Consider the following 23,181-nt stretch of genomic DNA (forward strand, 5'->3'; position numbering starts at 1 on the left):
TTCGGGACATTCCGTGGGCGCGCGGCATCCGGTGCGCCACCTGCGCATCCGCGACGACACACAGGTCCCGATCGTGCCGCCGTTCGGCGTCCGACGGGCAGAGGTCACCCGCCGAGGTACGCCTTGAGAGGCGCGCCCGCGACGCTGTCCGCGCGGCGGGCCAGGGCCTTCGGCGTGGAGGCGCACTTACGGGAGGACGATGTCGCGGCCGGGTCCGCCTTCGAGGGCGTCCTTTCCGGTGCCACCGCAGACGAGGTCGTCGCCGCCTTCGCCGTCCAATGTGTCGTCGCCGGGGCCGCCGAGGACGATGTCGCGGCCGTCCCCGCCCATGGCGTGGTCGTCGCCGGGGCCGGCGTGCACGGTGTCGTCACCGCCGTAGCCCTCGATCATGTCGTCGCCCCGGCCGCCCCACATCCGCTGGCTGCCGCTGTCGCCCATCAGGTGGTCCATGCCGTCGCCGCCGTGCAGGGCGGCGGGTCCCATGACCATGTCGTTCCCCGCGTCGCCCAGCACCGTGCGCGCGGTGTGGGCGTGCAGTTCGTCGTCCCCGGGGCCGCCGCTGACGGTGCCGATCCCGGGGGTGAAGGCGGCGACCGTGTCGTTGCCGTCGCCGAGGAAGACGTCGATCCTGTCGGGCCGGGGGCTGTCGGCGGGCAGTTCGCAGACGACGGAGGTGGTGTCCTCGGCTCTGGAGTACGCACAGTGGTCGCCCGGTTCGAGCGGGACCACGTCGCTGAAGCCGATCCGCCGGATCCCGTCGCTGGTGTACATGGAGAATATGTTGAGGTTGCTGGTCTGCCCCGCGGCGGCGGTGAACACGATCGACTGAGTTGCCCAGTCGGCTCCGACGCGGGACTTCGCCCCGGTGGCGGTGGCGGCGGCTGCCGGGCCGACGGCGAGGCCGGCGGTGAACAGGATCACGGCGACCGCGCTGACGGCGGCTCGGTTTCGGTTCATGAGACCTCGTCTCGGTGGAGTGACGGTGGACCGACCTGCTGGGCGTGGTGCTGTTGGGGACCGGGCGGACACGGTCGTGAAGGCAGTGTCCCCTGCCGGACCGGATCCGCAAGACCGCGCATTGACGCGGCGTCATGGAAGCCGACGCCCCTCCGGCGGATGTGACGGTTGGGCTTCCTGGGGAACCAGGATTTGCCCCCGGCTCACGGCAGATCCCCTGCTCCCCGCCCACCCCCGTATCAACTCCGTTCGTTTCATTGACATTTCACTCAGCATACGTACCGTTGGGAGCGCTCCCATGACAGCCTTGCAACTGGAAGGAGTTCCCCCGACATGCGCAATCAGAGTCCGTTAACCGGGCGTTCGCGGTCGTCCCTCCGCCGGCCTCTCCAGGCGCTCGTCATGCTGTTCGCCGTGGTCGCCGGCGCACTGACCTGGTCGGCCCCCGCCCAGGCTCACGGCACCATCGTCGGCCCCGCCACCCGCGCGTACCAGTGCTGGAAGACGTGGGGCAGCAACCACACGAACCCGGCCATGCAGACCGAAGACCCCATGTGCTGGCAGGCGTTCCAGGCCAACCCCGACACCATGTGGAACTGGATGAGCGCGCTCCGCGACGGCCTCGGTGGCCAGTTCCAGGCCCGGACCCCCGACGGGACGCTCTGCAGCAACAACCTCTCGAGGAACGCCAGTCTGAACAAGCCCGGGCAGTGGAAGACCACCACCGTCGGCAACAACTTCTCGGTCCACCTGTACGACCAGGCGTCCCACGGTGCCGACTACTTCAAGGTCTACGTGAGCAAGCAGGGCTTCAACCCCAAGACCCAGACCCTGGGCTGGGGCAACCTCGACTTCATCACGCAGACCGGCCGCTTCGCCCCGGCACAGGACATCACGTTCCCCGTCCAGACCTCCGGCTACACCGGACACCACATCGTGTTCGTGATCTGGCAGGCCTCGCACCTCGACCAGGCCTACATGTGGTGCAGCGACGTGAACTTCGGCTGAGCCGGGGAGCGCCGCACACGGCACCGGCCGGGCGCCGGTAACCCGCCGCCCGGCCGACCGAGCTCCGTCGGGGCAGGGGACCCATTCGGTCACCCTGCCCCGACGGGGCTGCCCGCGCTCCTGGCGCTGTGACCGGAAACCTCTGCCGGGCCTCACCGGGGCGACGGTGGTGCGCCGGCGTCCGTTGATGCGCACGCGTTCCGGGGTACTCGGCCGTTGCCGAGGCGCCGACGATCGCGGACGGGCGCACCCTGCGGACGGGCGCACCATGAGGGAGGAAGGACACCGCCTCATGCATCACGACGAGATCATCGGAAAAGTGCAGGCCCTCAGCCGGCTGCCGGACCGGGGATCGGCCGAGCGCGCCACCCGGGCCGTGCTGAGCACCCTGGCCGAACGGCTGCCGTCCGGCCTCGCGGGCCATGTGGCGGCCCAGTTGCCGCCGACCCTGGCCGCCCCCATGCGGCAGGCCGCGGACCCCGCCGGCGGCGGGCCCGTCGGCCCCTCGGCCGAGCGGTTCGGGCTGACCACGTTCGTCGGGCGGATCGCCGGGCGCGCGGAGACGGACGAGGACGCGGCCCTGCGTGAGGCCGCCGCCGTCCTGGAGGTGCTCGACGCCGCCCTCGCTCCGGAGCTGACTCAGAAAGTGGCCGGGGCGCTGCCCGCGGACATCCGGGGTCTGCTGCCGGTCGGCCGTGCCGCCGACGACACGGAGTGAGGAGGTGACCGGGCATGGTGACGTCGACCGTGACGGTTCCCTCGGGCGGGGCGGCCCTGACCGGTGACCTCGGCCTGCCCGCCGGGGCCCGGGGGGTGGTGCTGTTCGCGCACGGCAGTGGCAGCTCACGGTTCAGCCCCCGCAACCGCGCCGTCGCCACCGCGTTGCGGGAGGCGGGGTTCGCCACGCTGCTGCTGGACCTGCTGACGGAGGACGAGGACCGCGAGGACGAGGCGACGGGCCGGCACCGTTTCGACATCGGCCTGCTGGCCGGACGTCTCGCGCACACCGTCGACTGGCTGGAGCGGCGACCGCAGACCGCCGACCTTCCGGTGGGCCTGTTCGGGGCGAGCACGGGAGCGGCCGCCGCGCTGGTGGCGGCCACCGCGCGTCCCCGGCGGGTGTCGGCGGTCGTGTCGCGCGGCGGACGCCCCGACCTGGCGGGCGACGCGCTCGGGCTGGTCGCGTGTCCGGTACTGCTGGTGGTGGGCGGTGACGACGAGACGGTCCTCGACCTCAACCGCCGGGCCGCCGGCCGCTTGTCCGCGGCGCACCACGTGCACGTCGTGCCCGGCGCCACCCACCTCTTCCCCGAACCGGGGGCCCTGGAGGAGGTCGCCGCCCTCGCGGCCGGCTGGTTCCGCGAGCACCTGTGACGTGCCGGGGACGGCGACGGGCCGCGGTGTGGTGCGTGCCGCGGCCCGCCGGTGTCCCGCGCCCTCTTCAGCGCGTGGTGCAGCCGTGTCAGCCCGTGGCGCAGGTGACGGTCGGCCAGTTCCAGTTGCCGTTGCTCTGGATCGTCACGCCCCAGGTGTTGCCGCTGCCGTTGGGCCTGGCCACCAGGGTCTGGCTGTCGGGGTAGGACGCGCCGACGTTCCAGGTCGAGGAGACCTTCGCCGGGGACGGCACCTTCATCGTCACGGTCCAGTTGCTCGAACCGCTCACCGAGACGTTGAGGTTGTACCGGTCGCTCCAGCGGTTGCCCGCGGACAGGGTGGCGGTGCACGCGCTGCCGCCACCGCCCCCACCGCCGCCGGAGCCGTCGGGGGCGACGGCGCGGCCGGTCTGCGGGGAGATCATGCCGGCGCACAGGTTCCGGGAGGCCAGGTTCTGCGCGATGCGCGGGATCGCCGCGATGGTGTTGGCCGGCCAGTCGTGCATCAGGATGACCTGGCCGTCGGTGAGCCGGGAGGCGGCCTGCACGATGGCGTCGGTGCTCGCGTTGTTCCAGTCCTGCGAGTCGACGTCCCAGATGATCTCGGTCAGGCCGTACTTGCTCTCGACCGAACGCAGCGTCGAGTTGGTCTCCCCGTACGGCGGGCGGAACAGCTTCGGTGTGCCGCCGCCGGCGGCCGCGATCGCCTGCTGGGTGCGGGAGATCTCCGAGTCCATCTGCGCCTGGCTGAGCTGGGTCATGTGCGGGTGGGTGTAGCTGTGGTTGGCGACCCACATGCCGGCGTCCACCTGTGCCTTGACCAGGGAGGGGTTGGCGGCGGCGTACTGGCCCTGGTTGAACATCGTGGCCCGCAGCCCGTTCTGCCGGAGCGCGTTGAGCAGGCTCTGGGTGGTGCTGGTGGAGGGGCCGTCGTCGAAGGTGAGTCCGACGTAGCCGTTGCAGGCGGCGGCGTGCGCCGGGGTGGCGTCGAGGGCCGAGGTCATGGTGCCCGCCACGGTCAGGGCGGCGACGGCCAGCCCCGACACGAGGGTCCGGGTGGCCGGCAGTCTTCTTCCGGTGGTCATTGCGGTGGTCCTCCTCGTACGGTGGTCAGCCGGCGCTGCAGGAGACCGTCGGCCAGGTCCAGTTGCCGTTGGTCTGGATCGTGGCGCCCCAGGTGTTGCCGCTGCCGTTGGGCCTGGCGACCAGGGTCTGGCTGTCGGGGTAGGACGCGCTGACGTTCCAGGTCGAGGAGACCTTCGCCGGGGAGGGGACCCGCATCGTCACGGTCCAGTTGCTGGAGCCGCTCACCGAGACGTTGAGGTTGTAGCGGTCGCCGAACTTCTCGCCGGCTGACAGGGTCGCGTTGCAGCCACCGGTGTCGCCACCGCCGCCTCCGCCGCCACCGGAACTGCCCTCACTCATCGTGATGTTGGAGCTGCCGCTGCTCTGGTAGCCCTCCGTGGCCATGATCATGTAGTTGTGGTTGCCCAGGTTCATCCCCTTGCCGGCCCACGCGTCGAAGTGGTTGCCGCTGGTGATGGTGCCGCCGGTGCGCTTGGACTGCCGGACGCTCCAGTACTGGTCGAAGGTCCTGGTGCCCTCGATGGAGGGGGCGTTGTACCGGGTGGTCTTGTAGATGTCGTACGTGCCGCCGTCGGTGGTGACGGTGCCCTTGTACTCGCCGGTGGGCCGGTAGGTGCCCCAGTTGTCGACGATGTAGTACTCGATGAGCGGGCTGGTGGTCCAGCCGTAGAGCGTCAGGTACGCGTTGCCGGACGGGTTGAAGGTGCCGGAGTAGTTCACGGTCTTGCGTCCGCCGGTGCTCCAGCCCTTGCCGGCGACGAAGTTGCCGGTGTTCCTCCACTGGGTGCTGTAGTTGCCGCCGGAGCCCAGGTCCATGGAGACGGTTCCCTGGGCGTCGGTCCAGAACGAGTAGTAGTAGCCGTTGTTGGTCCCGGTCTGGTTCGTGCTGATGACCGGGGCGGCGGTGGCGGTGCCGGGCAGGAGCATCACGGCCAGCGCGGCCAGCACGATGGTCCAGGTGCTTCTGATGCTCAGGGGCGAGCGGCCGCGTCTGCGGCCCCCCGGTCGGGCGAACACGCTCATGGGGCGCGCCTCCTGTGACGGTCGATGGGGCGGGTCAACGCCCGACAGTGTTGGCCCGCACACATCAACCGTCAACAGTTTCGGTGAGAGTTTCGAAATCTTCGAGCCACCTTGTGCCATGACCCTCCGTCATCTGCACACGTCACCGTGCATGGCGAAGTGGATTGACCCCAAGCGATCGATTACCGGCAGGAGTTGACCCCGAAGACGGCTCGGTCAGCATCGAAAATTTCGAGCGCCGCCTGACACACCGGATTCACGTCGGTGTCGTCCAGCGCGGGGCCGTCTCCGCCCAGGCGGTGTCCCAGGCGGCCAGGTTGCGTCGGCGCAGGGCGAGGCCGGTGAGGGCGTGGGCGGCGGCGCCGGTGAGGGCCACGCCGATGGCGGCGAGGAGCGCCCAGCCGAGGGTGCGGCTGCGGATCTCCTCGGCGGTCAGCGGCGGGTCCGTCACCTCGCCGTCGGCGGTGATCCACACCCGGACGGCGGTGCCGGCCGTCGTCCCCGGGCGGACCTCCGTCCGGGTGGTGCGGGTCCTCCCGTCGCGGGTGACGACGCGGACCTCGACCGGGTAGCGGGTCTTCCTCTCCTCGTCCGAGCCGGGCTCCGGGTGACGCGGGGCGTCCCGGGTGAGGGTCGCGTCGGTCTCGTACCGGGTCAGGGTCTGGTGGCGGGCGGTGTCCTCGTAGTGGCGGCGGGCGGCGTCGCCCACCAGGACGGCGGCCACGGGCGCCACGGCCAGTACGGCGATCAGCAGCACGAGACCGGCCCACGCCCGGAGCGCGTCGGTGCGGCGGCGCAGCGGGTTGTGCCGCCAGCGCCACAGCAGCGGGCGCGGAGGCGGGCCGGGGGGTGGCTGTGCGGGAGGTATCTCGCCCGCCACGGCATGGCTCCTTCCGGTGTCGGGGCGCAGGCGGCCGGGACGGGTCAGACGGTCCCGGTGAGCGAGGGGTGGTGGTGCGCCGCGGCGAGCAGCCCGGCGGCGCCCCGGACGGCGGCCGTGTGCGGGGACGGCACCTGCCGGACCGGGCAGCCGAGTCCCTCGGGGAGGCCGCGGGTGATGTCGGGGCGCAGCGCGCCGCCGCCGGCCAGCAGCACGCCCCGGCGCAGGGCGGCGCGGGTGAGCTCGGTGCGGTCCTGGCGCAGCATCGCGGTCACCATCCCGACCACCGCCTCGGTGATCAGGGAGGGTGCCGTGCCGCCGGTGAGGTCGGCGGTGCCCAGCGCGGCCCGACGGGCGTCGGTCACCGCGCCGTCGGCGAGCAGCACCACCTCGGTGAGCTGGGCGCCGATGTCCACGACCAGCAGCGGCCTGAGGTGGTCGGCGCCCGCGGCCAGGGCCACCGCCCGGGCGCCCGGGACGGTCAGTACGGCGCGCGGGCGCAGCACCTCGACGGCCGTGCGGGCCGCGGCGCGGAAGGCGGGCCCGTCCAGGACCGGCGCCGTGACGACGACCAGCGGGCGCCCGAACCGGGGCAGCCGGTGCCCGAGCAGCCGGTCCAGCATCCGGGCGGTGCCGGCGGTGTCGACGATGGTGCCGCGCCGGACGGGGTGGACGGCGCCGGTGCCGGGGAAGGTCACGGTGGGCACGTCGAGGACCACGCCCCGCCCGGCGAGCCAGGCGCGGGTGCGGGCGCTGCCCAGGTCCAGCGCCAGCCCCGAGCAGCGCCGGCACGGCGGCCAGTTGCGGTGCCGTACGGAGGCCCGCCGGGGATGCCGGATCACGGTCACCGGCCGGCCTCCCTCACCTGCTGGCAGCGCCCGCAGTAGCGGGCCTGCGGGACGATCAGCAGACGGTGGCGCTCGACGGGGCGGCGGCACAGGTGGCAGGTGCCGTAGCGCCCGGAGTCCATCCGGGCGAGCGCCGCCTCGACGTCGGCGAGCACCATGCGGGCGGAGGCGGCCAGTTTGACGCCGACCTCGATCCGGGCGGCGTCCGCCCGCCCGCGCCGGTCCTCGGCACGGGTCGTGGCGTCGGCGGCGAACTGCCGCAGCTGCTCCTGCCGGAACAGCCGCTGCTCGTGCAGGTTCTCGCGCAGCGCGGCGAGGTCCTCGGAGGTGAGGACCGTGTCGCGCTCGCCGATGGTCTGGTGGGACACCACTGCACCCCTTGGGCAGAGCGGGAGCGGGGGACGGGACGGGTCAGACCGCGCGGCGCTGGCAGGCGACGCAGTGCCGGGTGTGCGGGAGGATCTCCAGCCGCTCCGGCGGGACGGCCTTGCCGCAGCCCAGGCAGGTGCCGTAGGTGCCGTCCTCGACCCGGGCGAACGCCTCGTCGATCTCGGTGAGGACGCGCCTGATGGCGTCCTTCTGGGTGGACATCAGGTGGTCGTCGGGACTCTGCCCGGTTTCGTCGAGGGCCTTGAGCTGTGCCACCCGGGTCGACCGGGCGTGTTCGAGGCGCTGGCGGATCTCGTCGGCGGCCGGGGAGGCGACACGGGTCTTGCCGCGGGGGTCGGTGCGGGGCAGGTCGAGCGACACGGGGTCCTCCTCGATGGGGTACGGGTGATGTCCTCCACCCTCGCCCGTCCCCCGCCCCGGGCCCATCGGGCGCGGTACCCATCTGTGCCGGGTCCGAGGACCCACTCCGTACGGCATGGGTCGGGCGGGCCACCGGAAATGGGGCGCGGGGCCCATCGACGCGGACCCGTGGCGCCGGGCACGCTGGCCGCTGTCCGCCGGGACCAGGAGGCCGCCGACCCGCCGGGGAGCGCGGTGACCGACAGTAGAGGCAGACGAGAAAGAGGAAGGCGTGACCTCCGTGTCCCTGTACTGGCGGATCTTCGGGCTCAACGCGGTGGTGCTGGGCAGCGCCACCGCGCTGCTGCTGTGGGCTCCGGTGACCGTGTCCGTCCCGGTGCTGCTGACCGAGGCGGTGATCCTCGTCGCCGGCCTCGGCGTCATGCTCGTCGCCAACGCGGCGCTGCTGCGCATCGGGCTCGCCCCGCTGGACCGGGTGACGCGGCTGATGACCACCGTGGACCTGCTGCGCCCCGGCCAGCGGCTCCCGGTGCGCGGCGGCGGTGAGGTCGCCGAGCTGGTCAGCACCTTCAACTCGATGCTGGAGCGGCTGGAGGGGGAGCGGGTCGCGAGCAGCGCCCGGGCGATCCTCGCCCAGGAGGGCGAGCGGCGGCGCATCGCCCAGGAGCTGCACGACGAGGTCGGGCAGAGCATGACGGCCGTGCTGCTCGCCCTGAAGCGGGTGTCGGACGAGGCGTCCGAGCCGCTGCGCGGTGAGCTCCAGCAGGCGCAGGAGATCACCCGGGAGAGCCTCGACGAGGTCCGCCGGCTGGTGCGCCGGCTGCGTCCGGGCGTGCTGGACGACCTCGGCCTGGTCAGCGCGGTGACCTCGCTCGCCACCGAGTTCGCCACGCACACGGGGCTGCGCGTGCGGCGCCGCTTCGACTCCGATCTGCCCGCTCTGGATCACGAGGCGGAGCTGGTCATCTACCGTGTGGCGCAGGAGAGTCTCACCAACGCGGCCCGCCATGCCGAGGCGCGGTGCGTGGAGGTGAGCCTGCGCGCTGCCGGCGCGTACGTCGTCCTGGAGGTGGGCGACGACGGGCGCGGCATCGGTGCCGCGCGGGAGGGCGCCGGCCTGCGCGGGATGCGGGAACGGGCCCTGCTGATCGGGGCCGCCCTGGACATCTCCAGCCCGGACGAGACCTCCGCGAACCCGGCCGGTACCCGGATCCGGCTGACCGTGCCCGCCGTCAGGAAGCAGCCATGAACGACCAGGACACCCACGACGACCACCGGACGCGGCCGACGATCCGCATCCTGCTCGCCGACGACCACGCGCTGGTGCGGCGGGGGGTGCGGCTCATCCTGGACCGGGAGCCGGACCTGGAGGTGGTCGCCGAGGCGGGGGACGGCGCGGAGGCCATCGCCATGGCGCGCACCCACGACGTGGACCTGGCCGTCCTGGACATCGCCATGCCGCGGCTGACCGGTCTGCAGGCCGCGCGGGAACTGGCCGTGCTGAAGCCGGGGCTGCGCATCCTGATGCTGACGATGCACGACAACGAGCAGTACCTGTTCCAGGCGCTGAAGGCCGGGGCGGGCGGCTACGTGCTGAAGTCGGTCGCCGACCGGGACCTGGTGGCCGCCTGCCGGGCCGCGATGCGCGACGAGCCGTTCCTGTACCCGGGCGCGGTGACCGCCCTGATCCGCAACTACCTGGACCGGGTGTGGCACGGGGAGGAGGCGCCGGAGCAGCTGCTGACGCCGCGCGAGGAGGAGGTGCTGAAGCTGGTCGCCGAGGGGCACTCCTCGAAGGAGATCGCCGAGCTGCTGTTCATCAGCGTGAAGACGGTGCAGCGGCACCGCGAGAACCTGCTGCACAAGCTGGGGCTGCGGGACCGTCTGGAGCTGACGCGGTACGCCATTCGCGCCGGGCTCGTGGAGCCTTGACCGCCGACCGGCGGGGACGTGCCGCCCGCCTGCCGTGCCGCCTCGTCGCGGCTCTCGCCGCGCTCGCGGCCGTCCTGCTGGCCCTCGGGTTCACCGGTGGCGACCCGCTCGCCCCCGCCGCCCCGGCACCGGCCACCGCGCCCTTCTCCCCCGCGTCCCCCTCCCCCGCGACGTACTCGACCGACACCCGCCCCTACGGCGACGACGCCTACGTCGGTGCCCGCACCCTGCTCGTCCGGCCGGAACGGGACACCGGCGCAGGCACGGAGTTCGCCGGTCCGCTGCTCTTCACCCCGGCGCACACCCCGCCGGTCCCGCCCCGGCCGGCGCGTCCGGCCCCGGCGGCCGGGCACGCCCCGCCCGCCGCCGCGCACATGCCCGCCGACCTCGGGCGGGCCCCGCCCACCGCCTCCAGCACCTGAGATCCCCCTTCCTTCCCTCTTCTCGCGTGCCTGCTGGAGGCAGCTGTGAAACGTCCCGCCCGCGTCAGGGCGTTGTTCGCGTTGGCCGTGATCGCCGTGTCCGTGTTCGTCGCCGTCACCGTCCCGGTCCGTCTGGGCCTGGATCTGCGGGGCGGCACCCAGATCGTGCTGGAGACCCGTTCCACCGAGACCGTGGAGGCCGACCGCGAGGCCACCGACCGCACCCTGGAGGTGCTGCGCGGCCGGATCGACGCGCTCGGCGTCGCCGAACCCACCATCGTCCGCTCCGGTGACCACCGGATCATCGTCGAGCTGCCCGGTGTGCAGGACCCGAGGAAGGCCGCCGACGTCCTCGGCCGCACTGCGCAGCTCTCCGTCCACCCCGTGCTCGGCCCCGCCGCGGCCGGGGAGAAGGGCGAGCGCGTCCTGCCCGACGAGGCGGGCGAACGGCTCCGGCTGGGCGGCGCCTCGCTCACCGGGCAGGACGTCAAGGGCGCCGACGCCCTCTTCGACCAGCAGGGCGGCGCCGGCTGGCACGTCACCGTGGACTTCGAGGACGGCCGGGGCTGGGCGCGGCTGACCGGTGAGGCGGCCTGTCACCCGGCCGGTGATCCGCAGCGCCGGGTCGCCATCGTGCTGGATGACAAGATCATCTCCTCGCCGCAGGTCGACCCGTCGGTGGCCTGTGGCGCGGGCATCACCGGCGGGTCCACGCAGATCACCGGTTCGTTCACCGCCGAGGAGGCCAAGGAGCTGGCGCTGCTCGTCCACGGCGGGGCGCTCCCGGTGCCGGTGGAGACGGTGGAGCAGCGGACCGTGGGGGCGACGCTGGGCGCCGAGGCGATCGAGGCCAGCGCCTGGGCGGCGGTCGTCGGCACCGTGCTGACCGCCGTGTTCGTCATCGTCGTCTACCGCCTCATGGGCGTCCTGGCCACCCTGGCCCTGCTCTGCTACGGCGTCATCTCCTACGCCGGTCTGGCGGCCCTCGGCGCCACGCTGACCCTGCCCGGTCTCGCCGGTTTCGTCCTGGCCATCGGCATGGCGGTGGACGCCAACGTGCTGGTGTTCGAGCGGGCCCGGGAGGAGTACGGCGCCCGCAACCGGCCCAGCGGCCGCTCGGCGCTGACCGCCGGGTTCAAGGGCGCCTTCAGCGCCATCGCGGACTCCAACGTCACCACGCTGATCGCGGCGGTGCTGCTGTTCCTGCTGGCCTCCGGCCCGGTGAAGGGCTTCGGTGTCACGCTGGGCATCGGTGTCCTGGCGTCCATGGTCAGCGCCCTGGTGATCACCCGGGTGCTCGCCGAGTTCGCCGTCGCCCGTCGCTGGGTGCACCGGCGGCCCCGGGTCACCGGTCTGGCGTCCGTCGGCCGGGTCCGGTCCTACCTGACCCGCCGCGACCCTCAGCTGATGCGGCACCCGCGCCGCTGGCTGGCGGTGTCGGCCGCCGTGCTGGTCGTCGCCGGCGCGGGCATCGTGATGCGCGGACTGGACTTCGGTGTGGAGTTCACCGGCGGCCGGCTGATCGAGTACTCCACCTCCACCGCCGTCGACCCGGACCGCGCCCGGGCGGCGCTGGCCGACGCCGGTTTCCCGCAGGCCGTGGTGCAGTCGTCCGGCGAGAACCGGCTGACGGTGCGGACCGAGGAGCTGACCGACGCGCAGGCGGTGGAGGTCGCCGACGCCGTCGCCGAGGCCGGCGGCGGGGCGGAGAAGGTCCGGGACGAGCTGATCGGCCCGAGCCTCGGGGACGAGCTGCGCCGCAACGCGCTGATCGCGCTCGGTCTGGCCCTCGGCGCCCAGCTGCTGTACCTGGCCGTCCGGTTCCGCTGGATGTTCGGGGCCGGGGCGGTGGGCGCGCTGGCCCACGACGTGATCATCCTGACCGGTGTCTTCGCCTGGCTGGGCAAGCCCGTCGACGGTGTGTTCCTGGCCGCGCTGCTCACCGTGATCGGCTACTCGGTGAACGACTCCGTGGTGGTCTTCGACCGGATCCGGGAGCTGTGGCGCAAGGACGGCAGGGCACCCCTGGCCGGGGTCGCCAACCGGGCGATCCTCCAGACGGTGCCCCGTACGGTCAACACCGGCATCGGCGTGTTCTTCATCCTGGCCGCGCTGGCGCTGCTGGGCGGCGACTCGCTCACGGACTTCGCGCTCGCGCTGCTGATCGGCGTCGCCGTGGGCACGTACTCGTCGGTCCTGACCGCCGCCCCGCTCGCCGTCGAACTCGGGGCGCGCGCCGGCGGCGGACGGCGTGGCCGGAACTCCGGCGGTACCGGCTCCGGCCGTCCGCGGACCGCCGCCCGGCAGCACACACCCGCGCCCGACACCGCCACCCGGGGCCGGTGACACCCGGCGTCGGCTCCCCACCGGGGGCCGACGCCACCCCCAGCACCCCAGGGGCGAGGCGCACCCGCACCGACCCGGCACCGGGCCGCCGACGGGGGACGGCGACGCCGGACGGCTCCCGCACCCGGCCGGCTCGGGCCCGGGCCGACGAGCCCGGGACCGGCGCCCGCCCCGCCCGCAGCGCCCCGCCCAGCCGACAGCGCGCCGGGTGCGCTGTCGGCTACGCGGCGGCCGGGGTGTCCTGGCCGGGTGCGGCCGCTCCGCGGAACTGCGTGCGGTGCAGTTCCGCGTAGCGGCCGTCCGCCGCCAGCAGTTCCTCGTGGGTGCCGCGTTCCACGATCCTGCCCGCCTCGACGACGAGGATGAGGTCGGCGGTGCGGACCGTCGACAGGCGGTGTGCGATCACGACCGCCGTCCTGCCCTCCAGCGCCTCCGTGAGCGCCTCCTGGACGGCGGCCTCGGAGGTGTTGTCCAGGTGGGCGGTGGCCTCGTCGAGGATGACCACGCGCTGGCGGGCGAGCAGCAGCCGGGCGATGGTCATGCGCTGGCGTTCCCCGCCGGAGAGCCGGTAGCCGCGTTCGCCGACCACCGTGTCCAGGCCGTCGGGCAGGGACCGTACGAGGGTGTCGAGGCGGGCCCGGCGCAGGGCGTCCCACAGGTCGTCCTCGCCCGCGTCCGGGCGGGCGAGCAGCAGGTTGGCGCGGACCGTGTCGTGGAAGAGGTGCCCGTCCTGGGTGACCATGCCGAGGGTGGCGCGCAGTGAGGCCGCGGTCAGGTCGCGGACGTCGACGCCGCCCACGCGTACCGCGCCGGAGTCGACGTCGTAGAGCCGTGGCAGCAGCTGCGCGACGGTCGACTTGCCCGCCCCCGAGGAGCCGACGAGGGCGACGGTCTGCCCCGGTTCGGCGCGGAAGGAGATGCCGTGCAGGACCTCCTCGCCGCCGCGTGTGTCCAGGGCGGCGACCTCCTCCAGGGAGGCGAGGGAGACCTTGTCGGCGGACGGGTAGCCGAAGCGGACGTCGTCGAACTCGACGGAGACCGGCCCGTCGGGCACCTCGCGCGCGCCGGGCTTCTCCTCGATGAGGGGTTCGAGGTCCAGCACCTCGAAGACCCGCTCGAAGCTGACCAGCGCGCTCATCACCTCCACCCGCGCCCCGGCGAGCGAGGTGAGCGGCGCGTAGAGCCGGGTCAGCAGCAGCGCCAGCGCCACCACGGCGCCCGGTTCGAGGGCGCCGCGCAGGGCGAGCCGGCCGCCGAGCCCGTAGACCAGGGCCAGGGCGAGGGCCGAGACGAGGGTCAGCGCGGTGATGAACACCGTCTGCGCCGTGGCCGTGCGCACGCCGATGTCCCGCACCCGGCGGGCCCGCACCGCGAACTCCCGCGACTCCTCCTCCGGGCGCCCGAACAGTTTCACCAGGGTGGCGCCGGGGGCGGAGAAGCGCTCCGTCATCCGGGTGCCCATGGCCGCGTTGAGGGTGGCGGCCTCGCGCTGCATGGCGGCCATGCGGCGGCCCATGCGGCGGGCCGGGATCACGAACACCGGCAGCAGCACCAGCGCGAGCACGGTGATCCGCCAGGACAGGGTGAGCATCACGGCGAGCGTGAGCACCAGGGTGACCAGGTTGCCGACCACGGTCGACAGGGTGTTGCTGAACGCCCGCTGGGCGCCGATGACGTCGTTGTTGAGACGGGAGACGAGCGCGCCCGTACGGGTACGGGTGAAGAACGCGACCGGCATCCGCTGCACGTGGTCGAACACCGCCGTCCGCAGGTCGAGGATGAGTTCCTCGCCGAGTGCCGCGGACAGTCTCCGGCCGAGTACGCCGAGTGCCGCCTCCACGACGGCGATCAGGGCGATGAGCAGGGCCAGGCGGACGACGACGGCCTCGTCGCCGCCGGACACGATCGTGTCCACGACGCGCCCGGCGAGTACGGGGGTGGCGACGGCGAGCGCCGCGGTCGCCGTGCCGAGGAGCACGAACAGGGTCATGCGGCGGCGGTGCGGGCGGGCGAAGGCGCCGATGCGGCGCAGCGTCGCCCGGCTGACGGGGCGGCGCTCGTCCTCGGCGGTCATGACGCCGCGCAGTTGTGTCCAGGCTGTGGTCTCCATGCTCATGTCCCGGAAACTAGGACCTCGAGCATGATTGAGGTCAAGGACGGGGCCGTTTCCCGCCACCGGCCGCTGCCCAGCCGTAAGCGGCCGTCCGGGCGGCCGCAACCCGCCGTTGGCGCGCGGCGGACAGGCTCGGTGGACGTGACGGGGACGATCCGCCGGGTCCTGATGGTGCTGCCGCTGCTGCTGGTGACGGTGGTCGCGGTGCGGCACCGGTCGGTGCTGGCCGAGGGTTTCGCCCAGGTGGGCACCGCCCGGTGGCCCTGGCTGCTGGCCGCGGCCGGCGCGACCTGTCTGACCTGGGTGGCGGCGGCGTGCACCCGGCAGGGCGCGGTCCCCGAGCGGCTGCCGGCCGGGCGGCTGCTGGTCACCCAGTTCGCGGCGGGCGCGGCGAACCACCTGCTGCCGACGGGGCTGGGCGCGAGCGCGGTCAACCTGCGGTTCATGACGGTGTGCGGGCTGACTCCGGCCCGCTCCTCGGCGGCCCTGGCCCTGTACCTGCTGGCGGAGTCGGTCGGGCGGGTGGGTCTGCTGGCCGCCCTGCTGCTCGCGTTCCCCGGCGCGCTGCGCTTCGGTTCGCTGCTGCCCGAGGGGTGGGCCGGACCGCTGCTGCTGGCGGCCGGTGCGGTGCTGGTCGCCGCGGTGGGCGTGCTCGTGGCCGTACGGCGGCTGCGGCGGGCGGTGCGGTCGTTCCTGCGGACGGCGCTGGGCGAGGCGCGGTCGGTGCACGCGCTGCCGTCGCGGGCGCTGGCGTTGTGGGGCGGGGCGCTGGCCTTCCCGGCGCTGCAGGCGGCGTCGCTGGTGCTGGTGGGGGTGGCGTTCGGGCTGTCGGTGCCGCCCGCCCACATGGCGCTGGCCTATCTGGCGGCGACGGTCGCGGTGGCGCTGGTGCCCACTCCGGGCGGGCTGGGCTCGGTGGAGGCGGCGCTGGTGGTGGCGCTGGTCGCGGTGGGCGGGGCCGCTGCGGTGGCCACCGCGGTGGTGCTGGTGTTCCGGATCATCACGGTGTGGCTGCCGCTGCTGCCGGGCGCGCTGACGCTCGGTGCGCTGGTGCGGCTGAAGGTGATCTGACCGGCGGGCGCGTGCCCCCGGGCCGGGGCGGGGCCGGTACGAACTGCCCTGCGGAATGCGGCAGGATGAGCGATCGTGCCGGCCGCGGGTCCGACGGTCCGGCCGCGCTGTACATCCGTAGCGAACGAGCAGGTGACGACACGTGACACGACTTCACATACGGCCCTCGGCCCGAGTGTCCGCCGGAGGTGGGCGGTGACCCGCGCGCTCACGATGGACGATCTGGTGGTGGCCGGCATCGCCCTCGCCGCGGGCCTGCTCGCGGCGTTCCTGTTGCGGATGCTGCTGCGCTGGCTGGGCCGGCACGCGGACCGCACCCGCTGGCGCGGTGACGACGTGGCCGTGGACGCGCTGCGCATGGTCGTGCCGTGGGCCGCGGTCGCGGCGGGCGCGGCCTCCGCGGCGGCGGCGCTGCCGCTGACCCGGACCGTGCAGCACAACGTGAACCAGACGCTGACCCTGCTGGTCATCTTCGCCGCGACGGTCGCGGCGGCCCGGGTGGTGGCGGGGCTGGTGCGCTCGGTCACCCAGTCCCGCTCCGGTGTCGCCGGGTCGGCCACGATCTTCATGAACATCACCCGGATCCTGGTCCTGGCGATCGGTTTCCTGGTGGGGCTCCAGACGCTGGGGATCTCCATCGCCCCGCTGCTCACCGCCCTGGGCGTCGGCGGTCTGGCGGTCGCGCTGGCGCTTCAGGACACGCTCGCCAACCTGTTCGCGGGCATCCACATCCTCGCCTCCAAGACCGTGCAGCCGGGTGACTACATCCGGCTGAGCAGCGGCGAGGAGGGCTACGTCGAGGACATCAACTGGCGTCAGACGACCGTCCGCGAGCTGTCCAACAACCTGGTGGTCATCCCGAACGGGCAGCTCGCCAAGACCAACATGACCAACTTCATGCGGCCCGAGCAGCAAATGACCATCCTGGTCCAGGCCGGGGTGTCGTACGACAGCGACCTGGAGCAGGTGGAGCGGGTCACCATGGAGGTCGTCGCCGAGGTGATGACCGGGATCACGGGAGCGGTGCCGGAGCACGAGCCGGCGGTGCGCTTCCACACCTTCGGCGACTCCCGGATCGGCTTCACCGTCATCCTGGGCGTGGGCGAGTTCAGCGACCAGTACCGGATCAAGCACGAGTTCATCAAGCGCCTGCACCGCCGTTACCGCGAGGAGGGCATCCGCATCCCGTCGCCCGCGCGGACGGTCGCGCTCCAGCAGGGCACGGTGGTGTTCCCGCAGCAGCGCGACGCCGGGTCGGCGCCGGACGACATGACCACCGGCCGGCCGGTCTGAGGGACCGGGAGGGCGACCTCCCGCCACGGGCGCGGAATCCCGGCGGGAGGTTGCCCGGAACTCGGCGTGGACCCCTGTCGAGCCGAGGGCCGTCACAAGATATCTTGATGTCGAGCAATGTTGCAGACGTGGAGCGGAGCACCCGGTGACTGACTCGACCATCATCTATACGCACACTGACGAGGCCCCGGCCCTGGCGACGTATTCCTTCCTGCCGGTGGTCCGGGCGTACGCCTCGCAGGCGGGTGTCGCCGTGGAGACGCGTGACATCTCGCTGGCCGGGCGCATCATCGCCCTGTTCCCGGAGTACCTGGCCGAGGACCAGCGCATCCCGGACGCCCTCGCCGAGCTGGGTGACCTGGCCAAGACGCCCGCCGCCAACATCATCAAGCTGCCGAACATCTCGGCGTCCATCCCGCAGCTCAAGGCCGCGGTCGCCGAGCTCCAGGGCCAGGGCTACGCGCTGCCGGACTACCCGGACGACCCGAAGACCGACGAGGAGCGCGACATCCGCGCCCGCTACGACAAGGTCAAGGGCTCGGCCGTCAACCCGGTGCTGCGTGAGGGCAACTCCGACCGCCGCGCCCCCGCCTCGGTGAAGAACTACGCCAAGACCCACCCGCACCGCATGGGCGCCTGGACCGCCGAGTCCAGGACCAACGTGGCGACCATGGGGGAGAACGACTTCCGCTCCACCGAGAAGTCGGTCGTCGTCGCCGGGGACGGCGCGCTGCGCATCGAGCTGGTCGGCGACGACGGCACGACCACCGTGCTGCGCGAGTCCGTGCCGGTCCAGAAGGACGAGGTCGTCGACGCCTCCGTGATGCGGGTCGCCGCGCTGCGCGAGTTCCTGACCGCGCAGGTCGCCCGCGCCAAGCAGGAGGGCGTGCTGTTCTCCGTGCACCTGAAGGCCACGATGATGAAGGTCTCCGACCCGATCGTCTTCGGCCACGTGGTGCGCGCCTTCTTCCCGAAGACGTTCGCGCGGTACGGCGAGCAGCTCGCCGCCGCCGGCCTGACCCCGAACGACGGCCTGGGCGGCATCTACAAGGGCCTGGAGTCCCTGCCGGAGGGCGCCGAGATCAAGGCGTCCTTCGACGCCGAGCTCGCCGAGGGCCCGGCGCTGGCCATGGTCGACTCCGACAAGGGCATCACCAACCTGCACGTCCCCTCGGACGTCATCGTCGACGCCTCCATGCCGGCCATGATCCGCACCTCCGGCCACATGTGGGGCCCGGACGGCCAGGAGGCCGACACCCTCGCGGTGCTCCCGGACTCCAGCTACGCCGGCGTCTACCAGGCCGTGATCGACGACTGCCGCGCCAACGGCGCCTACGACCCGTCGACCATGGGCTCGGTCCCGAACGTGGGTCTGATGGCGCAGAAGGCCGAGGAGTACGGCAGCCACGACAAGACCTTCGAGATCCCCACCACGGGTACGGTCCGCCTGGTCGACCAGGACGGCAACGTCGTCCTGGAGCAGACGGTGTCCGCCGGTGACATCTTCCGCGCCTGCCAGACCAAGGACGCCCCGATCCGCGACTGGGTGAAGCTGGCCGTCACCCGCGCCCGCGCCACCGGCGACCCGGCGGTGTTCTGGCTGGACGAGGACCGCGCCCACGACGCCAACCTCATCGCCAAGGTGAAGCAGTACCTCACCGAGCACGACACCGAGGGCCTGGACATCCGGATCCTGAACCCGGTCGAGGCGACCAAGCTGTCGGTGGAGCGCATCCGCCGCGGCGAGAACACCATCTCCGTCACGGGCAACGTGCTGCGCGACTACCTGACCGACCTGTTCCCGATCCTGGAGCTGGGCACCAGCGCCAAGATGCTGTCGGTCGTCCCGCTGATGGCGGGCGGCGGCCTGTTCGAGACGGGCGCCGGCGGCTCCGCGCCGAAGCACGTGCAGCAGCTGGTCAAGGAGAACTACCTGCGCTGGGACTCGCTCGGCGAGTTCTTCGCCCTGGTGCCGTCGCTGGAGCAGTACGCGGCGACCACCGGCAACACCCGCGCCAAGGTCCTCGCCGACGCCCTCGACCGCGCCACGGCGACCTTCCTCAACGAGGACAAGTCCCCGACCCGTCGCGTCGGCGGCATCGACAACCGCGGCAGCCACTTCTACCTGTCCCTGTACTGGGCGCAGGAGCTGGCGCGGCAGACCGAGGACGCGGACCTGGCGAAGGCCTTCGGTCCGCTCGCCGAGACGCTCGCCGCGAACGAGCAGAAGATCGTCGACGAGCTGAACGCCGTCCAGGGCAAGCCGGCCGAGATCGGCGGCTACTACCAGCCCGACCCGGCCAAGGCCGCCGAGGTCATGCGTCCGTCCGCCACGTGGAACGAGGCGCTGGCGTCCCTGAGCTGACGCGGGCACCCGACGCCGCTCCGCACTCCGCCCCGGCCGGCCACGCGCCCGGCCGGGGCGGAGCCGTGTCCGCGGCGGGACGGGCGTTGTCAGTGCCGTGTGGCACCGTGATCAAGCCGTTCAGCACTGACAACGCCACTGGAGCGCCGTATGACCGATGCACCGCCGTCCTTCGAGTTCCTGCCGGGTGCTCCGGACTCCCCCGTGATCCTGCATGTGCCGCATTCCGCGCGGGAGATACCGGGTGACGTGCGCGCCGGGCTCGTGCCGGCGGACGCCGCGCTGGAGCGGGAGCTCGACCACATCACCGACGCCCACACCGCCGCCATCGCGGCGGTGGCGGCCGGTGCGGCCGGTGTCGCGCCGTGGCGGTTCGTGAACCGGCTCTCTCGCCTGGTCGTCGATCCGGAGCGGTTCCCGGACGAGCGGGAGGAGATGCTGGCGGTCGGGATGGGCGCGGTCTACACCCGGACCACGCACAAGGAGGTGCTGCGCGCCGACGGGTTCGACGCCGCGCCGCTGATCGAGCGGTACTTCCGTCCGTACGCCCGGGCGATGTCGGAGGCGGTCGCCGACCGGCTCGCCGCGACCGGGCGGGCCGTGATCATCGACGTGCACTCGTACCCGAGCGCTCCGCTCCCCTACGAGCTGCACGGCGACGGGCCGCGGCCGGAGGTCTGCCTGGGCACCGACTCCTTCCACACGCCGGCCGGGCTGCTCGACGCCGCCCGTGCGGCGTTCGCGCCCTGCGGGGAGACGGGGCTGGACAGCCCGTTCGCCGGGACGTACGTGCCGCTGGAGTACTACGGGAAGCGTGCGGAGGTCACGGCGCTGATGGTGGAGATCCGACGGGACACCTACATGTCCGAACCGGGCGGCCCCGCGGGCCCGGGCCTGCACCGACTCGCCTCGGCACTCGCCACCCTCGTCGACGCCGTCTCCCCCTGACGGGAACCCCGTGGGAACGGGGGGACCTGGCCCCGCCCCCCTCGCTCCCGCCCGGAGTGCTCAGGCGCGCATCCACTCCGTCACGACCACGTCCCCGCCGGTGTGCAGGCGCAGGGCGAACGGTCCGGAGGGCGGGGTGTCGGCGGTGAAGCGGCCCATGTCGTCGGCGGTGAGCGGGGTGGTGGCGGACTGCGGCCCGCCGAGCACCTCGATGCGGGCGGACTGGGGCGGCAGCACCTGCCCCATCAGCCCCTCCGCGGTCACCTCGACGTCCAGGGTCACCTCACCGGCGTTGAAGGTGAGCATGCGCGGCACGTCCGTCGCCCCCCTGACCGGGATGGCGTCGACGAGCGAGTCGAAGGTCAGCTCGGCCACGCGGGCGTCGAGGTCGTGCAGCGCGTAGGCGTCGACGGCGATCTGCAGCAGCGCCGGCGGCAGCGGGTCCAGTACGGCCGCCGCCTGCCGCAGCTCCTCCTCCAGCAGCCCGGTGTCGAAGTCGTCGCCGGGATCCGCGTCGAACCCCGTGTCGTCGTCCATGTCGTCGTCGTGCCGGTCGTTCATGTCGTTCACCACGTCCCCCGTGCCTCGAGCCGGGCCCGCAGCCGGCGCAGACAGCGCTGGCGCAGCGGCCCGATGCTGCCCACCGCGATACCGAGCGCGGCGGACACCTCCTGATAACTGGGCGGCGGAGAGGCGATCAGCACGCGCAGCAACTGCCTGCACCGCTCGCCCAGTTCCTCGAACTCCTGCCACAGCCGCCGCACGCGCTCGCTCTGCGCGGCCGCCTCCTCGGTCTCCAGCACCGACTGCTCCGGCGTGCCGTCCTCGCTGATCCCGTCCAGCATCTCCGGATCGTCCGTCAGCATCAGCCGCCGCGCGTTCCTGTGCACCTTCAGGCACTCGTGGCGCGCGGTGCTGGCCAGCCAGGAGCCCGCCTTCTCCGGTTCCCGGATCCGCCCCAGATGCTGGGTGAACCGGAACCACACGGTCTGGTAGACCTCGTGCGCGTCGGCGTCGGAGAGCCGGTGCGCGCGCACCACGGACCACACGAGTGGGCCCAGCCCTTCCACGATCGCCTTCCAGGCCGCCGCGTCGCCGTCGACAGCTGACTGGACCAACACGCCGACTTCAGTACGCTCCACGGCCCCACCCCTCGTGTACGGCACGTCATCGTACGCCGCGGAGGGAACCATTCCGATCCTCATGCCCGTGCGGAGGGGAGTGAGACCCGCGCGGGGCGCCAGGTGGGCGGAAGGAGCGCCGGGACGTGCGCCCCCCGCACCTCGGCGAACTCGGTGGTGGCCTCCAGCAGCTGCCGGCGGGCCTTGCGCGGGTCGGTCTGCGCCTGCGCGGTCATGAGGGAGGCGATCATGCCGACGGCGACGGGGGTGGCGAACGAGGTGCCGCTCCACTGCGCGAGCCCTTCGAACATCACCTGGTCCGGCTTGGCGGAGCCGCCGTCCTCGCTCAGCACGCCGGTGTGGCGCGGGTGGTGGCAGGTGCAGGCGTAGGTGAAGCCGTAGCGGCAGCTGTCGTAGGTGGAGTGCTGGTACACGTACGGCACGGGGCTGTCGAAGCCGGTGAGGGCGCTGATGAGGCGCTCACCGGGGGCGTACGCCTTCACCCAGCCGCCGTGGTTGCTGAAGCAGGCGCCGAACTCGCCGTCGCCGCGCAGCGCGCCGACGGACAGCACCGCGTTCTCGTAGCCGGGCAGGTCGGCGTAGGCGGCGGGCCAGAACGGTGTGGCGCTGCCGTTGTTGCCGGCCGCGGCGACCAGCAGCGTGGGCTGCTCGCGCAGTTCCTCCATGAAGGCGTCGACGCCGAGGAGGCCGTCGGTGCGGCCGTTGGAGGTCCCGGCGGACAGGCTGATGACGTCGGGCCAGCCGTCCCGGTCGACGGCCTCGAAGAGCTTCTCGCCGAACTCGGACTCCAGGATGGCCCCGGCGTCGTTGAGCGTGCCGCGGACGGTGATGTCGGTGTTGGGGGCGACGGCGGCGACGAGTCCGGCGATGAACGTGCCGTGGCCGCAGTACTGCTTCAGGACGCCGTCCTCGCCGCACTCCTCGGCCTGGGCGTCGCCGCGGGTGTGGGCGAGCAGCGGGTAGGAGCGGTGGTCGTGCATGAGGCCGGTGTCGATGACGAGGACCCGGACGGCGCCGTCCGGGTCGTGGGCGGCCTCGGCGGCGGCCGGATTGGGCTGCCCGCCGGGCGGTACGGGCACGGGCTCGTCGCCGGGGCAGGCGTTGACGGCGATCGACACCACGTGGTTGCGGCTGATCAGCCGGCGTCCGGCGCGGCCCTCGGTGGCGGAGAGGGCGCGCAGGGCGCCCGCGACCGCCGGGTCGCCGCTGCCGTCGCCCTCGCCGGGGTCGGCGACCTGGATGCGGGTGATGCCGGAGCGGTTGGTCTGCGGGCCCGCCCGGCGCACCCGGTCCGCGCTGAGCCCGGCGAACGTGGTGAAGTGCTGCCGCACGGTGTCCTCGACGACGCGGGCCTCCTCGCCGTCGCGGGCGAGGACGACCCCCTTCTCGTAGAGGAACTCGCCCGCGTCGTCCGGTCCCATCGCCAGGGGGACGTCGGGCATCGTGCGTTGGATCTGTGCGAACTGCTCGCGGAATCGCTGTGGTGCCATGGCGTGTCCTCCACTGGGGCGACGGCGGCCGGTGCCGCGGAGCTGTCGAGATACAGAGCCCTGGAGCGGTCGTTTGATACAACGTCACACCTGTGGCGCGTGGTTGCGGACCACTACCATCGTGGGGTGACAGC

The 23,181-nt window shown here is 73.0% G+C and carries 22 protein-coding genes; 11 read left to right on the forward strand and 11 right to left on the reverse strand.

From position 1 onward, the window contains the following. Positions 1-186: 186 nt before the first annotated feature. A complete protein-coding gene (locus FHX78_RS03210; protein WP_145865942.1) occupies positions 187-957 on the reverse strand; it encodes a calcium-binding protein in 771 nt (256 codons plus the stop codon). Positions 958-1,290: 333 nt separating this feature from the next. On the opposite strand from FHX78_RS03210, the gene FHX78_RS03215 reads away from it, so the two are divergent. The 3 genes from FHX78_RS03215 to FHX78_RS03225 all read left to right on the forward strand — a co-directional run bounded on the left by FHX78_RS03215 (position 1,291) and on the right by FHX78_RS03225 (position 3,339). Next, complete coding sequence (locus FHX78_RS03215; protein ID WP_483025206.1) at positions 1,291-1,965, forward strand: lytic polysaccharide monooxygenase auxiliary activity family 9 protein; 675 nt, start codon at positions 1,291-1,293, stop codon at positions 1,963-1,965. 292 nt (positions 1,966-2,257) lie between these two features. Further along, positions 2,258-2,683, forward strand: coding sequence for a DUF2267 domain-containing protein (locus FHX78_RS03220; protein ID WP_145865944.1), 426 nt, complete (start codon positions 2,258-2,260; stop codon positions 2,681-2,683). Positions 2,684-2,697: 14 nt separating this feature from the next. Then, the gene (locus tag FHX78_RS03225; RefSeq protein ID WP_145865945.1) at positions 2,698-3,339 is read left to right on the forward strand and encodes a dienelactone hydrolase family protein; all 642 of its coding nucleotides are present in this window, start codon (positions 2,698-2,700) and stop codon (positions 3,337-3,339) included. Between the two features lie 88 nt (positions 3,340-3,427). Here FHX78_RS03225 and FHX78_RS03230 read toward each other — a convergent pair whose 3' ends face one another. The 6 genes from FHX78_RS03230 to FHX78_RS03255 form a co-directional block, all read right to left on the reverse strand. Next, on the reverse strand, positions 3,428-4,423 hold the full coding sequence (locus tag FHX78_RS03230; RefSeq protein WP_145865946.1) for a polysaccharide deacetylase family protein: 996 nt from the start codon (positions 4,421-4,423) through the stop codon (positions 3,428-3,430). A gap of 25 nt (positions 4,424-4,448) precedes the next feature. Then, complete coding sequence (locus FHX78_RS03235) at positions 4,449-5,447, reverse strand: glycoside hydrolase family 11 protein (protein ID WP_145865947.1); 999 nt, start codon at positions 5,445-5,447, stop codon at positions 4,449-4,451. Between the two features lie 256 nt (positions 5,448-5,703). Continuing rightward, on the reverse strand, positions 5,704-6,327 hold the full coding sequence (locus FHX78_RS03240) for an Rv1733c family protein (protein ID WP_145865948.1): 624 nt from the start codon (positions 6,325-6,327) through the stop codon (positions 5,704-5,706). 44 nt (positions 6,328-6,371) lie between these two features. Continuing rightward, positions 6,372-7,175 (reverse strand): rod shape-determining protein, encoded by an 804-nt coding sequence (locus FHX78_RS03245; protein ID WP_145865949.1) that lies wholly within the window; start codon positions 7,173-7,175, stop codon positions 6,372-6,374. Beyond that, the gene (locus FHX78_RS03250; protein WP_145865950.1) at positions 7,172-7,546 is read right to left on the reverse strand and encodes a TraR/DksA family transcriptional regulator; all 375 of its coding nucleotides are present in this window, start codon (positions 7,544-7,546) and stop codon (positions 7,172-7,174) included. Before FHX78_RS03250 ends, FHX78_RS03245 begins: the two co-directional genes overlap by 4 nt. 40 nt (positions 7,547-7,586) lie before the next feature. Further along, positions 7,587-7,925, reverse strand: a complete 339-nt coding sequence (locus FHX78_RS03255; protein WP_167531666.1) for a TraR/DksA family transcriptional regulator — start codon at positions 7,923-7,925, stop codon at positions 7,587-7,589. Positions 7,926-8,205: 280 nt separating this feature from the next. Here FHX78_RS03255 and FHX78_RS03260 point away from each other — a divergent pair, with 280 nt between their 5' ends. Genes FHX78_RS03260 through secD form a run of 4 tightly spaced genes read left to right on the forward strand, consistent with a single transcriptional unit; the run spans position 8,206 to position 12,625 of the window. Beyond that, positions 8,206-9,174: a HAMP domain-containing sensor histidine kinase gene (locus tag FHX78_RS03260; protein ID WP_145871602.1), complete on the forward strand. Its 969-nt coding sequence runs from the start codon at positions 8,206-8,208 to the stop codon at positions 9,172-9,174. Then, positions 9,171-9,857, forward strand: coding sequence for a response regulator (locus tag FHX78_RS03265; protein WP_145865952.1), 687 nt, complete (start codon positions 9,171-9,173; stop codon positions 9,855-9,857). The genes FHX78_RS03260 and FHX78_RS03265 overlap by 4 nt, the downstream gene beginning before the upstream one ends. Continuing rightward, positions 9,854-10,279 carry a hypothetical protein gene (locus FHX78_RS36645; RefSeq protein WP_167531667.1) on the forward strand — a complete coding sequence of 142 codons (426 nt, stop codon included), beginning with the start codon at positions 9,854-9,856 and terminating at the stop codon, positions 10,277-10,279. The genes FHX78_RS03265 and FHX78_RS36645 overlap by 4 nt, the downstream gene beginning before the upstream one ends. 45 nt (positions 10,280-10,324) lie before the next feature. Then, positions 10,325-12,625, forward strand: coding sequence for a protein translocase subunit SecD (secD, locus tag FHX78_RS03275; protein WP_167531668.1), 2,301 nt, complete (start codon positions 10,325-10,327; stop codon positions 12,623-12,625). 220 nt (positions 12,626-12,845) lie between these two features. On the opposite strand, the gene FHX78_RS03280 is transcribed toward secD, so the two are convergent. Then, complete coding sequence (locus FHX78_RS03280) at positions 12,846-14,735, reverse strand: ABC transporter ATP-binding protein (protein ID WP_145865954.1); 1,890 nt, start codon at positions 14,733-14,735, stop codon at positions 12,846-12,848. A 174-nt stretch (positions 14,736-14,909) separates the two neighbouring features. On the opposite strand from FHX78_RS03280, the gene FHX78_RS03285 reads away from it, so the two are divergent. The 4 genes from FHX78_RS03285 to FHX78_RS03300 all read left to right on the forward strand — a co-directional run bounded on the left by FHX78_RS03285 (position 14,910) and on the right by FHX78_RS03300 (position 20,415). Further along, entirely contained in the window at positions 14,910-15,809 is a 900-nt protein-coding gene (locus tag FHX78_RS03285; RefSeq protein WP_145871604.1) for a lysylphosphatidylglycerol synthase transmembrane domain-containing protein, read from the forward strand. Between the two features lie 195 nt (positions 15,810-16,004). Continuing rightward, positions 16,005-17,102 carry a mechanosensitive ion channel family protein gene (locus FHX78_RS03290; RefSeq protein WP_145865955.1) on the forward strand — a complete coding sequence of 366 codons (1,098 nt, stop codon included), beginning with the start codon at positions 16,005-16,007 and terminating at the stop codon, positions 17,100-17,102. Between the two features lie 145 nt (positions 17,103-17,247). Continuing rightward, complete coding sequence (locus FHX78_RS03295) at positions 17,248-19,467, forward strand: NADP-dependent isocitrate dehydrogenase (protein ID WP_145865956.1); 2,220 nt, start codon at positions 17,248-17,250, stop codon at positions 19,465-19,467. A gap of 150 nt (positions 19,468-19,617) precedes the next feature. Further along, on the forward strand, positions 19,618-20,415 hold the full coding sequence (locus FHX78_RS03300; RefSeq protein ID WP_145865957.1) for an N-formylglutamate amidohydrolase: 798 nt from the start codon (positions 19,618-19,620) through the stop codon (positions 20,413-20,415). 60 nt (positions 20,416-20,475) lie between these two features. Here the strand turns inward: FHX78_RS03300 and FHX78_RS03305 are convergent, their stop codons facing one another. From FHX78_RS03305 to FHX78_RS03315, 3 genes are read right to left on the reverse strand one after another with little or no spacing between them, the layout of a single operon-like run. Then, complete coding sequence (locus FHX78_RS03305) at positions 20,476-20,976, reverse strand: hypothetical protein (protein ID WP_145865958.1); 501 nt, start codon at positions 20,974-20,976, stop codon at positions 20,476-20,478. Between the two features lie 5 nt (positions 20,977-20,981). Continuing rightward, a complete protein-coding gene (locus FHX78_RS03310; protein ID WP_145865959.1) occupies positions 20,982-21,557 on the reverse strand; it encodes an RNA polymerase sigma factor in 576 nt (191 codons plus the stop codon). 59 nt (positions 21,558-21,616) lie between these two features. Continuing rightward, complete coding sequence (locus FHX78_RS03315; RefSeq protein WP_145865960.1) at positions 21,617-23,047, reverse strand: S8/S53 family peptidase; 1,431 nt, start codon at positions 23,045-23,047, stop codon at positions 21,617-21,619. Positions 23,048-23,181: the final 134 nt, after the last annotated feature.

Origin of the sequence: Streptomyces capillispiralis (assembly GCF_007829875.1) — a bacterium.
Classification (GTDB): domain Bacteria; phylum Actinomycetota; class Actinomycetes; order Streptomycetales; family Streptomycetaceae; genus Streptomyces; species Streptomyces capillispiralis.

What these genes read in the sequence shown, in the direction of transcription:
- FHX78_RS03230 (WP_145865946.1), bottom strand. Translation starts at nt 4,423, where the DNA reads ATGACCACCGGAAGAAGACTGCCGGCCACCCGGACCCTCGTGTCGGGG.
- FHX78_RS03265 (WP_145865952.1), top strand. Translation starts at nt 9,171, where the DNA reads ATGAACGACCAGGACACCCACGACGACCACCGGACGCGGCCGACGATC.
- FHX78_RS03305 (WP_145865958.1), bottom strand. Translation starts at nt 20,976, where the DNA reads ATGAACGACCGGCACGACGACGACATGGACGACGACACGGGGTTCGAC.
- FHX78_RS03210 (WP_145865942.1), bottom strand. Translation starts at nt 957, where the DNA reads ATGAACCGAAACCGAGCCGCCGTCAGCGCGGTCGCCGTGATCCTGTTC.
- FHX78_RS03235 (WP_145865947.1), bottom strand. Translation starts at nt 5,447, where the DNA reads ATGAGCGTGTTCGCCCGACCGGGGGGCCGCAGACGCGGCCGCTCGCCC.
- FHX78_RS03220 (WP_145865944.1), top strand. Translation starts at nt 2,258, where the DNA reads ATGCATCACGACGAGATCATCGGAAAAGTGCAGGCCCTCAGCCGGCTG.
- FHX78_RS03300 (WP_145865957.1), top strand. Translation starts at nt 19,618, where the DNA reads ATGACCGATGCACCGCCGTCCTTCGAGTTCCTGCCGGGTGCTCCGGAC.
- FHX78_RS03215 (WP_483025206.1), top strand. Translation starts at nt 1,291, where the DNA reads ATGCGCAATCAGAGTCCGTTAACCGGGCGTTCGCGGTCGTCCCTCCGC.
- FHX78_RS03280 (WP_145865954.1), bottom strand. Translation starts at nt 14,735, where the DNA reads ATGGAGACCACAGCCTGGACACAACTGCGCGGCGTCATGACCGCCGAG.
- FHX78_RS03225 (WP_145865945.1), top strand. Translation starts at nt 2,698, where the DNA reads ATGGTGACGTCGACCGTGACGGTTCCCTCGGGCGGGGCGGCCCTGACC.
- FHX78_RS03315 (WP_145865960.1), bottom strand. Translation starts at nt 23,047, where the DNA reads ATGGCACCACAGCGATTCCGCGAGCAGTTCGCACAGATCCAACGCACG.